Source organism: Paenibacillus sp. FSL H3-0469 (genome assembly GCF_038051945.1).
GTDB lineage: Bacteria > Bacillota > Bacilli > Paenibacillales > Paenibacillaceae > Paenibacillus_AQ.
On sequence record NZ_CP150302.1, the window covers coordinates 7,603,823 to 7,618,010 of the forward strand.

Below are 14,188 nucleotides of genomic sequence, written 5' to 3' on the forward strand. Positions count from 1 at the left end.
ACGATCTGCCCGGATGGTTCGTATTATAGTTATTTGCTAACACCAAGGAAGAGGTGAGAGGAAATGCTGACCATTAGGCATTTTACGAAGAGTTACAAAGGCGGGGCTAAAGCGGTGGATGATCTTAGCCTCGAAGTTGAACGGGGTGACATCTACGGCTTCATCGGGCATAACGGCGCAGGCAAGACCACGACGATCCGCGCTGTGGTGGGCGTGCTTGATTTTGAACAAGGGGAGATTGAGATCGACGGCATCTCGATCCGCAAGAATCCGGTAGCCTGCAAGGCGAATATTGCCTACATCCCGGATAATCCGGACCTGTACGATCACCTGACGGGAATTCAGTACCTGAACTTCATCGGCGATCTCTTCAGTGTATCGGGGTCCACCCGGGAGCGGCTGATCGGGCAATACGGCGATGCCTTCCAGCTTACAGCCAGTCTGGGCGATCTGATCTCCTCGTATTCCCACGGCATGAAGCAGAAGCTGGCCATTATCTCTGCACTTATTCATGAGCCGAAGCTGTTAGTGCTGGATGAGCCTTTTGTAGGACTTGATCCGAAGGCAGCGCATACGCTGAAGACTATTATGACGGATCTGTGCAGCAGGGGCAGCGCGATCTTTTTCTCCACACATGTACTGGATACGGCGGAGAAGCTCTGCAACAAGATTGCGATCATCAAGGGCGGACGGCTGATTGCCCACGGCTTAACTGAAGCGGTAAGGGGCGAGAACAGCCTGGAGGACGTATTCATGGAGCTGATCGATAATGATTAATGTCTGGAGATTAACGAAGCTGCAGCTGTTGTCCTCCTTCGGCCTCAATCAGGCGCTCCATACGAAAGACCCTGCACGCAGACGCAAGGCGCTGCTGATCAGCCTCTTGGTGATAGCCGGTATACTCATGATAGGAGCCGTGTCATTCGGCTACAGCTTTATGATGGCGAAGTCGTTCGAGCAGCTTGGGCGGATGGAGCTATTGCTGGCTGTGATGATGACAGTCACTTCGCTGGTGAGCTTCTTCACTACGGTCTATAAGGCAAGCGGGGTATTATTCAGCTATAAGGATTACGATATGATTATGTCCCTCCCGGTGAAAACCAGCCATGTTGTGGCGAGCCGGGTGCTTCAGCTCTATGTGATGAATCTGTTCTTCACGCTGCTGGTCATGCTTCCGGCGGGGGCGGTGTATGCTATCCATGTGAAGCCGGGTGTGCTGTTTTATCTGTTTTTTGTAATGACGCTCTTCTTCATTACCCTGCTGCCGATTATAGCGGCTACGCTGGTAGGCTCTCTCATTAGCTGGGTCTCTTCCCGGTTCCGGGCGAGCAAAATCCTGAATATGCTCTTCACCTTCGCCTTCATCATTGTACTGATGCTGGGCTCGTTCACGCTCAATCAAGGACAGCAGGCGATTGCAGATGCTGGAACCGCCTTAGGTGATATGATCTTCAAGGTGTATCCCCCGGCTTCCGTGTATGTTGATGCGGTCTGCTCGTACCGGGTGAGCGCCTTGCTCTTCTTCATCGCGGTGTCTGTGCTGGCCTTCATGCTGTTCTCGGTCCTGCTGGCGACCCGGTACAAGGCGATTCATACAGGGCTTATGACCAGCCGCGCAAGCCGCGGATACACGATGAAGCCGCTACAGGCTAATTCAGCATTCAAGGCCTTGTATCTAAAGGAGCTGCGGCGTTATTTCAGCTCGGTCAATTATGTGCTGAACACAGGGATCGGGATGGTGCTGCTCCTGATGATGTCCATTTCCTTATTATTCGTCAGCTCAGAGCAGCTGGGAGCTATACTAGACATCCCGCAATTGTCAGACTCCCTCAGTACGCTGAGTCCGCTGGTTATCTCTCTATTTGTTGTTCTGAGCTGTACGACAGCCTGCTCTATTTCTCTGGAAGGCAATCATCTGTGGATCTTGACCAGCTCCCCCGTGCCCAAACCGGCGATTGTATTCAGCAAGGTGGCGGTGAATCTGACCATTACCTTACCGGTGATTGCCGTAAGCTGGGGACTGCTGGCCTATACCCTGCATGCCGGGTGGATGGAGGGTCTATTGATGCTTGCCGTTCCGGTTATCTATGCCTGCTATTCAGCCCTGCTGGGCGTTCTTGTGAACCTGAAGCTGCCTAAGCTCGACTGGACCAGTGAAGTTGCGGCGATCAAGCAGAGTGCGTCGGTGCTGGTAACGATGCTAATCGGTGTCCTCACGCTGGCTGTTCCGTTCGTGCTGTTCCTGCTGCTTCATGGGGTGAACGGAAATCTCATTCTGCTGGGATACGGCGTGCTTCTGGTAGCGGTCTGCGCCGGAATGTACAGATATATCCAGATTAACGGGGAGCGGCTGTTTGCGAGGCTTTAGCTGCTGAAGAAACTACTCTTGGAACGGGAGGAGGCCTGACCTGTTCCTGGGAGTGGTTTCTTTGTGTATTCAGAGACAAATGATCACCTATGTCTTAAGTCCGGTCTACGAATAACGTCCTATCCTCGACTTTACCTTCTTAAGCAATGGTCCCGCCAGGGCTCTTGCCTTCCGGGCGCCTTCACTCAAGATTGTGTCGATCTGCTCTGGCGCTGCTATGAGATCATAGTATTTCTTCCGTGGCTCTTCCAGAGCAGCATTAACCACCTGGAACAGCTCCTGCTTGGCCTCACCCCAGCTAATGCCGCTTAGATATTTGTCTCTTAACTCCTGCACTTGAGCGGGTGTCGCAAATTCTTTATATAACAAGAAAATATTAGAGGTTTCCGGGTCTTTCGGTTCCTGCGGAAGCGTAGAGTCTGTTTTGATTTTGCTGATCAGCTTCTTCAGGTTCTCTGCCGTTTCGAACAGCGGAATCGTGTTGTTATAGCTTTTGCTCATTTTCCTCCCGTCAAGACCAGGAATCACCGCTGTGCTCTCATCGACAATATAATCAGGCAGCTTGAACGTATCTCCATAAACCCGGTTGAAGCTTTCGGCGATATCTCTGGCGATCTCCACATGCTGAATCTGGTCTTTGCCGACAGGGACCTTGTCTGATTGAAACAGCAGAATGTCCGCAGCCATCAGAATCGGATAGGTGAAGAGACCCATATTAACACCAGTATCCGCATCCACGCCCAGTTGTTCATTTTGATCTTGGATCGCTTTGTAGGCATGGGCACGGTTCATCAGTCCTTTGGACGTCAGGCAGGCTAGAATCCAGCTCAGCTCAAAGATCTCCGGCACATCAGATTGTCTATAGAAAATCACCCGATCCGGGTCGAGTCCGAGTGCCAGCCAAGTGGCTGCGATACTATAAGACAGATCACTGAACTCGTCTCTATTCTGTATGAAATTTAACCCATGGTAGTCGGCCATGAAGTAGAGTGAAGTGCAATCACTGGCCCCGGCGATTTGCAGTGCAGGCTTGATTGCTCCGATGTAGTTCCCCAGATGGACTTTGCCCGTAGGTTTAATTCCTGTTAATACAATGTCCTTACTCATATTATCCCTCCGTCTATAAAATCAAAAAGGGGTTTTCTCATCCTGAAAAGGACGAGAAAACCCCGTGGTGCCACCTTAATTAGTCCGAACGGTGATCCGGACCGCTTGAACGTATCGAAACATCACTATATGTTTGAATACGCGTCTCTTTTAACGACGAGACATTCGCCAAAGCCTACTTCCTGAAGGTTCGGTTTGGATGCTCAGAAGCCCACTTCGGCATATTCCCTACACTGATTCGCACCAATCATCAGCTCTCTGAAGTATTCGTTATGCTTACTCTCTTCATCATTGCAAAGTTATATAATATTGTATTACTGTATTTTTACAGTACTTTTCGGTGAATGTCAACGGATAGTTCAAATAGGATTAGGGAGTGAGTCTGTGCAGACAATACGTGCAAAGCTTGAGGGATATACGAATCAGTACCTGAAGCTGTGGAATTTTTACGGCGTGATTCAGGTCATCTGGAAGGGCGAGGTGCTCTTCGAGCGGGCCTGCGGGTATGCAAGTATGGAATTTGGAATTGAAAATACGCTGGACTCACGCTTCTCTCTCGCCTCCATGTCGAAGCAGTTTACGGCCTTTGCTATTATGCTGCTGCATGACAAGGGCCTGCTGGATGTTGACCAGCCTGCACACCTGTATCTCCCGGCAGAGCTTGCTATTGATGAGTCGATCACCGTTCATCATTTGCTGTCACATACCTCCGGTCTATATAACTTTTATAATTTTGAGAATGATTTCTTCGGCGGAGACTACCGGCTGGACTATTCCCGGACAAGGTTCTTCCGGCAATACATTAACAAGAAGCCAACCAAGCCGGCAGGAGCAGCGTACGATTATAATAACTCCAACTACAATCTGCTGGCCTGGATCATCGAGCATGTCTCGGGGGAGAGGTACGGGGAGTTTCTGCATCATCATATTTTCCTGCCTCTAGGGATGAGCAGAAGCACAGTGGATGACGGATGCGCCGTGATTGAGAATAGATCCAGCAACTATATCACAGACTTCGAAGTAACCGTCAAATGCCCGTATTACAACGAGAAGTTCAGCATCGGAGCAGGCGGTATTGTATCGGACTGCGCGGATTTGTACAAATGGTATGTCTGTCTGCGTGACCGGAAACTTCTATCGCCTGCAGGCTATGAACGATTCTTCCAAGAGAACGAGAACAGCTACTGCTACGGCCTTGAGCACCACCTTCTATATGGGCAAGACAGGTATTCCCATGGGGGCGATCAGCTGGGGATTTGCACGTATATGCAGAATTTTTACGCTGAAGATCTTTGCATTATCATCCTCTCAAATAATGAAGGAATCAATCAGTATAGACTCGGCCATGCGCTCGCGGATATTCTGCATCATGTGGAGGTGGAGGCTCCGACCCGGCATCTTGAGCTTCAGCTCAGTGAGGAATGTTTAAGGGCGTACTGTGGAACCTATCTACCAGACAAAATTCAGATCGAGCTGACCGGCGGGAAGCTCTACTTCACCAGATTCACCGGCAACGTCCATATTGAGCTCTACCCGGTAGGCGAAGGAGAATTTGTCCAGCGCTATTATGACCAGCTCCACCCCTATAAGATCACTGAGAATGCGCAGGGAGAGGAAATTTTTCTCGGATATGCACGATTAGCCCCTTGAAGTTGCCGTTGCGTCAAGTGATAGGATAGGGATGAGATCACAGGAAGGAGGGCGAAATGAGCAGAACGATTACTATACAAGAATGTTCAGAGCAGCTGGGGCTGACGAGCCGCACCTTGCGGCACTGGGAAGCGGAAGGATTGTTTCAGAGTAAGAGAGAGGTCTCTTCCCGCTGGCGTACATACGATGAACATGCGCTCAAGTGTATCAGGATAACAGCGCTGCTGCGGAGAATGGATATCCCGATCAGAGAAATACAGACTGTCTTGGATAAGAGTTCTGTGCCTGTGCTTAAGCAGGTTATACAGAACAGGATAAGGGCTCTACAGGTGCACCAGGAAGAACTCGAACGGGTGGGACAGCATTTACATCAGGTACTCGATTACCTGAATAATTCCAATAAGAGGACCTCCATTCAGGAGGAACTGCTTAGCGAAATGGAGAATGTCTTTATGAGTAATGTAACGGGACAGTCAACTTTCAAAGTGATTACACTGCCGGCGATGAGAGTAGCTTATCATATCGTGGTGGACCAGTCTCCGGAAGACAAAGCGATAGGTCCTATCATGGATTGGTTGGAATCTGCTAATCTTCTGGGCACCGCGCGGTTATTCGGCGGAAATATGAAGCCTATGCCAAGTATTGCAGGTAAACCCTATGGCTATGGAATGTGTGCGACAATTCCTGATGGAACCACCGTGCCGGAACCCTTCAAGGAAATGACCCTGCCCGGCGGGCTATACGCCAAGCTGGACAGCAGTGACGATATTGGGGGCTCATGGAAAATGCTGATGGATCAGTTAGAGCATAGTCAAAAGTACCGCTCTGACCGCAGCAGACTCTGCCTGGAAGAGCATATCCGCAATGACAGCCCTGCGGGCAGTGGCAACCTGTACGATTTATCTTTACTGGAACCCGTAGTATTGAAATAATTGTAGCCAAACCCAAGAAAAGAAGGGAAGTAAATGAGCATTGAGTTCAGTAAGATCAGCCTGTTTGAACGTGGAACACTCCTGGAGCTGTTACAAGATGCCTATTCCTTTGACGGCAGGTATGAGCAGAGCTGTCTGGAGGATTGGCAGGAGTTCGACAATTTTTTCTTTGACAATCTGCAAATTGCAGATAAATATGGGTTCATGACTATGCTGCATGGTAAGGTGATTGGCTTTGTATCCTGGGACCCGAGGCAGTTGCCCCAATGTGCTGAAATCGGCCATAACTGTATTGCGACTGCTCATAAGGGCAAAGGATACAGCACCCTGCAGCTTCAAGAAGCGGTTCATCGTATTCTGCGGAATGAAGTGCAGCACATTCTAGTGACGACTAATGGCGATCTGATCCCCGCCCAGCGGATGTATGAGCGTGCCGGTTTTATTTTGCAGGGGAAGCGGGACATGGGGCCTGGCTCCGTACTTAAGGGTGAGCATTGGGATTACGTCTATAAGGTATAACGTCAGGAGGTACATACTATGAAAAAGTCAGAAGTTACACTAGGTAAAGCTACGGTGAAGGATGCGGCGGATATTCATGCTATGCAGCTTCAGGCCTTTCTTCCGCTCTTGGAGAAATATCAGGATTACGAGACAAATCCGGCTAATGAAACGCTGGAGAGGCTCGTAGAACGGATGAATCAGGAATTTGTTGATTACTATATCATCCGAAACGCCGGAAATGCTGTAGGCAGCATGAGAGTCAAGAAGACAGATGAGCATCATTACTGGCTCAGTCAGATATGCGTATTGCCGCAATACCAAGGTCTGGGCATAGCCCAGCAGGCATTCGCACGGATTGAAGAGATCTATGCGGATGCGCAAACTTGGGGGCTGGCTACCGTCGTGCAAGAGGAGCGTAACTGCTATTTGTATGAGAAGCTGGGCTACAGAAAGACCAGTGAAACCCGGGAAATCAATGATAAGATGACCTTGTGCTTTTATGAAAAAAGGTTAAATAAAGGTTAGCGCTCCAGAGCTATGAAATGCTGCATAAATTGCAACTCCGATTCATTGATATAGTAGTATTTGCGAGGATTGTTGTATAAAAAGCAGGAATAATCCGCTCAGAAGCTTGGTAGATGCGGGAAAACTGCCTTTTGTACAACAATTTTGGTTTTCGGACTTTACAAAGAGATGAAAGTTGCAATATGTGCAGGATTGTGAATGGTAATCTGGGATGTCCGGGGGATGAGAACCCTGCGCGTCAGCGACTTAGCACGAACCTCACGGACTGGAAATCCGTTATTTCGGCGGATTACAGTAATTCCGCAGATGATGCGAACAGAGAATCCGTTAAGTAACCAGAATTGGCCTGATTTCAGCTCCCAAGGGTGGGATAAGGTCCTCTGAGTCCGCAGCGTGAAGAAAATCAGGCTTTTTCGGCGAATAAGGTCCTCTGTGTCCCCATAACACACTATTATTGTCTACATCCGCCCCGGCTTTGGCAGACCGGGCACATTGAGCGCTTCGCCCAGCGTATCGGTGAAGCTCCGGGTCAGCTACATTTACTTGCCCTCCTGATGGCATAGTGTGTAACTAAGATGCTGATTTCAACAAGTACTTGACAACTGTAACTATAGAAAGTAAGTAAGAATATAAATTATCTTAACTTAAAGATAATATTTAGCCAAATATCTTAAAGTAAAGATATAATCTGAATGAATCAACTTAGGAGGCAATTCAAATGAACAAGCAAACCATGGGTATTCATCATATCACCGCTATTGTCGGGCATCCGCAGGAGAATATGGACTTTTATGCAGGGGTACTGGGACTGCGGCTGGTGAAGCGAACGGTCAATTTCGATGATCCGGGAACGTATCACTTCTACTTCGGCAATGCTGGCGGGAAGCCGGGAACCATTATTACCTTCTTCCCGTGGGCGGATGCGTATCAGGGTAAGATCGGCGGGGGCCAGGTTGGCGTTACTTCGTATGTGATTCCAGTCGGGGCGATGGCATTCTGGAGAGAGCGGCTCACGGCGTTCAAGGTGGCTTACACAGAGATAGAGCGGTTCGGGGAGCAATACCTGGAATTCGATGATCCGCATGGCCTGCATCTGGAGCTGGTGGAACGGGAGTCGGGTGAGCGTAATGAATGGACCTTCAGCGGGGTAACACCGGAGGTGGCGATCAAGGGCTTCGGCGGCGCGACACTATTGTCCACGCATCCGGAACAAACGGCTGAGCTGCTGGAGAAGGTGATGGGACTTACATTCGAGGGGCAGGAAGGTGATGTCGCCCGCTACCGCTCGGCTGCGGATCTGGGCAATGTGGTTGAGCTGAAGGTAACGGCTGTACCGCGCGGTGAAATGGGGGTCGGCACTGTCCATCATATCGCCTGGAGAGAGAAGGATGACCAGGATCAGCTTGAATGGCAGGAAGTTGTGCATAATAATGGATATGGGGTAACGCCTGTGCAGGACCGGAATTATTTCAACGCCATTTACTTCAGAGAGCATGGGGAGATTCTGTTCGAGATCGCTACCGATCCTCCGGGCTTCGCCCATGACGAGACACCGGAGACGATGGGAGGCAGCCTGATGCTGCCTGCACAATATGAGCCGCACAGAGCACAGATTGAACAAATTCTGCTGCCGGTTACTGTAAGAGAGCTTAACTAATCTGATCTGACAATACAAAGGAGGCACGAGCATGATCACTATAGATCCGCAGCAGGGCACCGAACGGGATAATTATAAGCTTCTGGTCGGGACGATTATTCCGCGTCCGATTGCTTTTGTAACCACCTTGTCGGAGGAGGGGGTCTTGAACGGTGCGCCATTCAGTTACTTTAATATCGTATCCTCCAACCCGCCGATGATTTCCGTCTCTATTCAGCATGCCGGGGGTCAGTCCAAGGATACTGCACGCAACATCAAGCAAATGAAGGAGTTTGTGGTTCATATTGTGGATGAGCAGAATGTCGGACAAGTGAATATGACGGCTGTGCCGTTGCCGCCTGATCAGAGTGAGGTCACCTTAGCCGGAATGACCCCTGTAGATAGTCTGCGCATTAAGGTTCCCGGCGTTCAGGAAGCGAAGGTGCGGATGGAATGTGTGTTGGAGCATTGCCTGGAGCTGCCGAATAATGATCTGATTATCGGCAGGATCGTGCAGTTTCATCTGGACGAGGCGATCTACGAGCAGGGGAGAATTAATCCGGTGGCATTAGGGGCGGTCAGCCGTCTGGCCGGGAATAGCTATGCGGGGATTGGGGAGATTTTTGAGATTGAGCGGCCGGTGTAACGATTAATCCTGGCATATCCATGAACAGTGCTAATAGGCTATTTAGGCCAAGTAGATACTTTTGGTTCAAAGTACAATAAAACCCTGGCGGAAGCGCCAGGGTTATCTGTGTCATATAAAAGGATTGCATCGTGTCAGGGAATATGTTAATGTTAATAAACTGTCGGCCATTTTATTTGAAATGGTCAGAGTTAATGCATCTTATTTATATCTTAAGTATAGCAAACGGACATCCAGTTTGTCAAGCCGCCAGTGTGGAACGATTTCAGCAAGAAAAAGGAGTGTTCAGAGAATGGAAGAGACAAAGGTCTGGAAGCAGGAGCAGGAGTGGCTGGAGCAGGTGAAGGAGAAGCTGATCGCGGGGATCGCTGGGCTGGAGCCTGAGGTCGGGCAGCTGAAGGAGCAGGCTGCGGATATCCGCCGGGGATTCTGGGAAGAGGTCACAGTCGATACGAACTCACAGGAGGATTTTGAGGAGAGCTTCTTCACCATCACCCAGCAGGAAGCGGTTTTGTCTGAACGGGAACGCAGTCATGCGCGCAAGCTCCGGCAATGGAAAAATATGCAGCGGCTGCTGCCGTCACCTTATTTCGGGCGGATTGATTTTCGGGAGGATGGGCAGAAGGGGACGGAACAGGTCTATATCGGGGTCTCCTCCTTCGCGGCTGCAGACGGCCTGAGCTTCCTCATCTATGACTGGCGTACCCCGATTGCGAGCCTGTATTACGACTATCCGCCGGGACATGCGGCCTTCGACACACCGGGAGGACGGATCACCGGCCGGATGGAGCTGAAGCGGCAGTACCAGATCCGCGGAGGCCGGCTCCAGCATCTGTTCGATTCGAGCGTGACGATCGGAGATGAGCTGCTGCAGCAGGTGCTGGGTCAGGGCGCTGACTCCCAAATGAAGAGCATCGTGGCTACGATTCAGGCGGAGCAGAATGCCATTATCCGTAACGACACGAGCCGGATGCTGATTGTGCAGGGAGCGGCGGGCAGCGGCAAAACCTCGGCAGCGCTCCAGCGCGTAGCCTACCTGCTGTACAAACACCGCGAGCGGCTGACGGCCGATCAGATTGTTCTCTTTTCGCCCAATCCGATGTTCAACAGTTATGTGTCTACCGTGCTCCCGGAGCTAGGGGAAGAGAATATGCAGCAGACGACCTTTCAGGAGTATCTGGACAAATGGCTGGGAGCCGCGTTCCGTCTTGGAGATCCGTTTGACCAGATGGAATATGTGCTCACCGCCCAGCAGCAGGAGGGTTATGCCGCCCGTCTTAAGGCCATCGAGTATAAAGCTTCGGAAGCGTTCCTCCACGCTCTTCAAGGATATGCCTACTTGCTGAAGCAGGAAGGGATGCTGTTCAAGGATATTTGCTTCCGGGACCGTGTGCTCATATCAGGTGAACAGATCCGGGCCAAGCTGTATAGCTACGATCCTTCCATCCGTCTGCCGAACCGGGTGGAGCTGGTGCAGAAATGGCTGCTCACCGAGCTGGCGGCACTACAGAAGGAAGAGCAGGGGGCAGCTTGGGTAGAGGAGGAGATGAATTACCTCGACAATGAGCAATACGCTGCAATTCACGGTAAGCTGCACAGAGATAAGGGCGTGTTCGACTTCGCGGAGAAATACCTCCGCCTGCAGGAGATGCTGGTGCATAAGCGGGAGCAGGATGAAGGGGATTTCGATTACGCCGAGCGGGAGCAGGAGCTGCTGGGAGAGATGATCATGAAGGAGCAGTTCAGACCGCTGAGACGGGGGATCAGGAAGTTCACCTTTATCGACATGGCCGGGCTCTACCGTCAATTGTTCAGTGATGAAACGGCCTACAGGAAGATGACAGGTGAGACGGAGGTGCCGGAGCTATGGCCGGAGATCTGTGCGCAGACCCGGGAGATGCTGGACAGCGGGACACTCTGGTATGAAGATGCTACCCCGTACTTGTACATGCAGGAGCTGATTGAAGGCGTGCGGACGAATACGCAGGTGCGGCATATTTTCGTGGATGAAGGCCAGGATTATTCGATGTTCCAATACGAGTTCCTCCGCAAGCTGTTCCCCCGCGCCCGAATGACCGTTCTGGGAGACTTCAGCCAGGCGATCTTCACACAGGCAACGAATCTGTATGGGGACCGTTCACCGCTGCTTCAGCTGTACGGGGAAGAGGAGACTAGCCAGTTCCTGCTGGTCCGCAGCTACCGCTCGACCTTCGAGATTGTGGAGTTCACCAAGCCGCTGCTGCCTGGAAGTGAAGGAATTGTGGCTTTTGAGCGGAGGGGCAGTAAGCCTGTATTGTCTAAGCTGGGGAGCAAGGACTTGAAGGCAGAGCGTATCATGGAGGATCTTGCTAAGCTTCAGGCTGAAGGCTATAGCTCTATCGCTATCATTACGAAGACGGCCGCCGAGAGCAGAGAAGCGTATGAGAGTCTGGCTGCTAGTGGAGGGGTGCAAGAGCTGAAGCTGATTACGAAGAACACACCAACTTTTGAAAAAGGAATACAGGTGATCCCCGCCTATCTCGCCAAAGGCGTCGAATTCGACGCGGTGCTAATCTACGATGCTTCTGCGCAGACGTATCATAGGGAGAGCGAGCGGAAGCTTTTTTATACGGCATGTACTCGGGCTATGCACCGGCTGCAGCTGTATACTGCGGGAGAGTGGACGCCGTTTGTTGACGGTGTGGATGAGGAGCTGTATGAGCAGACCGTAGTTACACTATAGATCTAAGAGTGCCTCTCCAAGTGCTGGAGGGGCCTTTGCATGTTGAGCCTGGTTCAACAATGAGAACGAAGCGAATGGCTCTGTGATACTTTTTTCATATCAAAAGGATCATTTAATGATATTTCACCTATTAATAGTGGTTTGTTACGCTTAAATTACTATTAATTTAGGAGGTAAGAAGATGGAATATCGGAAATTGGGTGCTAGCGGCTTATCGGTCAGTGAGATTGCTTTTGGAAACTGGATTACGCATGGTGCTCAAGTGGATTATGACACAGCCAAAGCTTGTGTCCATGCTGCATTGGATGCGGGAATTACTACATTTGACACGGCAGATGTGTATTCAGACACGAAGGCGGAGACGGTGCTGGGAGAAGTCTTAACAGGAGTGCGGCGGGAAAGCATCGAGTTATGTACCAAGGTCTATCAGCCTACAGGAACAGGGCCCAATGACCGGGGGTTATCCCGGAAGCATATCATGGAAGCTTGTAACTCTTCGTTGAAGAGGCTGCAGACGGATTATATAGATATTTACTATGCCCATAGATTTGATAAAAAGGTTTCGCTGGAGGAGACCTTCCTGGCATTCTCTGATCTGGTGCGTCAAGGTAAGGTTCTGTATGTGGGGATCAGCGAATGGACGGCTGAACAGATCACACAAGCCGCAGTTTTGGCCCGGGAGCTGAGGGTTCCCCTGGTGGCTAGCCAGCCGCAGTATTCGATGTTATGGCGGGTGATCGAAGCGGAGGTTATCCAGGCTTCAGAGCAGGAAGGAATCGGGCAGGTCGTCTGGTCACCGCTGGCCCAAGGAATTCTGTCGGGAAAATACCTGCCGAATCAACCGGTTCCACAGGGGTCCCGCGCTTCGACTTCGGCGGGTTCTCCATTTTTCGAACGATTGGCTGGCCAGTGGCTGCACCCGGAGGTCCTTACGGCGGTCTCCAGACTCTCCTCACTTGCACATGAAGCGGGGCTGACGCTGCCGCAATTGGCCATCGCATGGGTCCTGCAGAATCCGCAGGTGTCGTCTGCAATCATCGGGGCCTCCAGACCGGAGCAGGTACAAGAGAATGTTAAGGCTTCAGGGGTGCGTCTTGAACTTGATTTGCTGGGTGAGATCGATAGAGTACTGGAGGGACTGGTTGAACGTGACCCTGCAAAGACCGGCTGAATAAGTCTGTCTGCTCACCATTCACTTGGAATTATGATCTTGTAAAATCTCTACAAATGCAGAGAGGATGGCCTGATTCGTATCCGTTCTCCAGGCAGCATAGAAGGGAACAGGCGGCGAGTTTTCTTCGAAGGGTCTGAATACGACTCCGCTGCGCTGGAACACGGAAACCGAAGAAGGGACAATGGAAACCCCGAGGTTCGCTGCTACAAGGTTTACAATGGTATACATTTGTACGGCTTCCTGTACAATCTGAGGGTAAACATCATGCTCTGCGCAAAAACCCATAATAAGATCATGAAAAGGAAGTCCGTGCTTACGCGGAAAGAAGATAAATGGTTCGGAACGTAAAGCAGAGACGGGCACCGCCGGCAGTTCAGCCAAGGGATGTTGATCAGGCAACACGGCAACCAGAGTTTCGTTGATCAAGCTGCAATGACTAACATTCTTAGCCGGTTCAATGAAGCGAAGGAATCCAATATGGATGGTACCGTCATGTAAGGCCTGCCATTGCTGGGCAGAAGTCATTTCCAGCAGATTCAGCTGGATTTGAGGGAAGCGTTTCCGGAATATTTTGAGCACATCCACCATGATTCCGCCCTCTGCGGAACCGATGAAAGCAATGTTTAAATGTCCAATGATGCCCTGGCTTGCCAGTTGTACCGTTCGAATAGACCGCTCCAGTTGAGATAAGATCCTTCGGGCTTCCTCCAAAAAGACAGATCCCGCCGGGGTGAGACGGACTTGACGCTTGTTCCGTTCAAATAGCTTCACACCCAGCTCTTGTTCCAGTGCTTGAATCTGCTGGGTCAACGGAGGCTGCGTCATATGTAATTTCTCTGCGGCACGATGGAAATGAAGCTCTTCCGCAACCGCAATGAAGTATTGTAATTTTCGTATATCCATTGTGTTGGACCTCTTTTCCTATCC

The 14,188-nt window shown here is 50.7% G+C and carries 12 protein-coding genes and 1 other annotated feature; of the genes, 10 read left to right on the forward strand and 2 right to left on the reverse strand.

Features of this window, described 5'->3' with window-relative positions; all coding sequences use genetic code 11:
- Positions 1-63: 63 nt before the first annotated feature.
- A complete protein-coding gene (locus tag NSS83_RS32835) occupies positions 64-777 on the forward strand; it encodes an ABC transporter ATP-binding protein (RefSeq protein ID WP_341347374.1) in 714 nt (237 codons plus the stop codon).
- Positions 770-2,368 carry a hypothetical protein gene (locus tag NSS83_RS32840; RefSeq protein ID WP_341347375.1) on the forward strand — a complete coding sequence of 533 codons (1,599 nt, stop codon included), beginning with the start codon at positions 770-772 and terminating at the stop codon, positions 2,366-2,368. The genes NSS83_RS32835 and NSS83_RS32840 overlap by 8 nt, the downstream gene beginning before the upstream one ends.
- Before the next feature lie 105 nt (positions 2,369-2,473).
- Here the strand turns inward: NSS83_RS32840 and NSS83_RS32845 are convergent, their stop codons facing one another.
- A complete protein-coding gene (locus NSS83_RS32845; RefSeq protein ID WP_341347376.1) occupies positions 2,474-3,475 on the reverse strand; it encodes a tryptophan--tRNA ligase in 1,002 nt (333 codons plus the stop codon).
- 44 nt (positions 3,476-3,519) lie between these two features.
- Positions 3,520-3,776 (reverse strand) — a binding site (T-box leader).
- Positions 3,777-3,859: 83 nt separating this feature from the next.
- On the opposite strand from NSS83_RS32845, the gene NSS83_RS32850 reads away from it, so the two are divergent.
- From NSS83_RS32850 to NSS83_RS32885, 8 genes are all read left to right on the forward strand, one after another.
- A complete protein-coding gene (locus NSS83_RS32850) occupies positions 3,860-5,125 on the forward strand; it encodes a serine hydrolase domain-containing protein (RefSeq protein ID WP_341347377.1) in 1,266 nt (421 codons plus the stop codon).
- Positions 5,126-5,181: 56 nt separating this feature from the next.
- Complete coding sequence (locus NSS83_RS32855) at positions 5,182-6,057, forward strand: MerR family transcriptional regulator (protein WP_341347378.1); 876 nt, start codon at positions 5,182-5,184, stop codon at positions 6,055-6,057.
- A gap of 33 nt (positions 6,058-6,090) precedes the next feature.
- Complete coding sequence (locus NSS83_RS32860; RefSeq protein ID WP_341186475.1) at positions 6,091-6,576, forward strand: GNAT family N-acetyltransferase; 486 nt, start codon at positions 6,091-6,093, stop codon at positions 6,574-6,576.
- 18 nt (positions 6,577-6,594) lie between these two features.
- Positions 6,595-7,083: a GNAT family N-acetyltransferase gene (locus NSS83_RS32865; RefSeq protein ID WP_341186474.1), complete on the forward strand. Its 489-nt coding sequence runs from the start codon at positions 6,595-6,597 to the stop codon at positions 7,081-7,083.
- Between the two features lie 718 nt (positions 7,084-7,801).
- Positions 7,802-8,740 carry a ring-cleaving dioxygenase gene (locus tag NSS83_RS32870; protein WP_341347379.1) on the forward strand — a complete coding sequence of 313 codons (939 nt, stop codon included), beginning with the start codon at positions 7,802-7,804 and terminating at the stop codon, positions 8,738-8,740.
- A 31-nt stretch (positions 8,741-8,771) separates the two neighbouring features.
- On the forward strand, positions 8,772-9,365 hold the full coding sequence (locus NSS83_RS32875) for a flavin reductase family protein (RefSeq protein ID WP_341347380.1): 594 nt from the start codon (positions 8,772-8,774) through the stop codon (positions 9,363-9,365).
- Between the two features lie 292 nt (positions 9,366-9,657).
- A complete protein-coding gene (gene helD / locus NSS83_RS32880; protein WP_341347381.1) occupies positions 9,658-12,087 on the forward strand; it encodes an RNA polymerase recycling motor HelD in 2,430 nt (809 codons plus the stop codon).
- A 181-nt stretch (positions 12,088-12,268) separates the two neighbouring features.
- Complete coding sequence (locus tag NSS83_RS32885; RefSeq protein WP_341186470.1) at positions 12,269-13,258, forward strand: aldo/keto reductase family protein; 990 nt, start codon at positions 12,269-12,271, stop codon at positions 13,256-13,258.
- A gap of 21 nt (positions 13,259-13,279) precedes the next feature.
- Here NSS83_RS32885 and NSS83_RS32890 read toward each other — a convergent pair whose 3' ends face one another.
- Positions 13,280-14,164: a LysR substrate-binding domain-containing protein gene (locus NSS83_RS32890; protein WP_341186469.1), complete on the reverse strand. Its 885-nt coding sequence runs from the start codon at positions 14,162-14,164 to the stop codon at positions 13,280-13,282.
- Positions 14,165-14,188: the final 24 nt, after the last annotated feature.

Bases quoted from the DNA above. Each gene is read 5' to 3' on its own strand.
- NSS83_RS32835 (WP_341347374.1), top strand. From the start codon at position 64: ATGCTGACCATTAGGCATTTTACGAAGAGTTACAAAGGCGGGGCTAAA.
- helD (WP_341347381.1), top strand. From the start codon at position 9,658: ATGGAAGAGACAAAGGTCTGGAAGCAGGAGCAGGAGTGGCTGGAGCAG.
- NSS83_RS32885 (WP_341186470.1), top strand. From the start codon at position 12,269: ATGGAATATCGGAAATTGGGTGCTAGCGGCTTATCGGTCAGTGAGATT.
- NSS83_RS32875 (WP_341347380.1), top strand. From the start codon at position 8,772: ATGATCACTATAGATCCGCAGCAGGGCACCGAACGGGATAATTATAAG.
- NSS83_RS32845 (WP_341347376.1), bottom strand. From the start codon at position 3,475: ATGAGTAAGGACATTGTATTAACAGGAATTAAACCTACGGGCAAAGTC.
- NSS83_RS32855 (WP_341347378.1), top strand. From the start codon at position 5,182: ATGAGCAGAACGATTACTATACAAGAATGTTCAGAGCAGCTGGGGCTG.
- NSS83_RS32870 (WP_341347379.1), top strand. From the start codon at position 7,802: ATGAACAAGCAAACCATGGGTATTCATCATATCACCGCTATTGTCGGG.
- NSS83_RS32890 (WP_341186469.1), bottom strand. From the start codon at position 14,164: ATGGATATACGAAAATTACAATACTTCATTGCGGTTGCGGAAGAGCTT.
- NSS83_RS32860 (WP_341186475.1), top strand. From the start codon at position 6,091: ATGAGCATTGAGTTCAGTAAGATCAGCCTGTTTGAACGTGGAACACTC.
- NSS83_RS32865 (WP_341186474.1), top strand. From the start codon at position 6,595: ATGAAAAAGTCAGAAGTTACACTAGGTAAAGCTACGGTGAAGGATGCG.
- NSS83_RS32840 (WP_341347375.1), top strand. From the start codon at position 770: ATGATTAATGTCTGGAGATTAACGAAGCTGCAGCTGTTGTCCTCCTTC.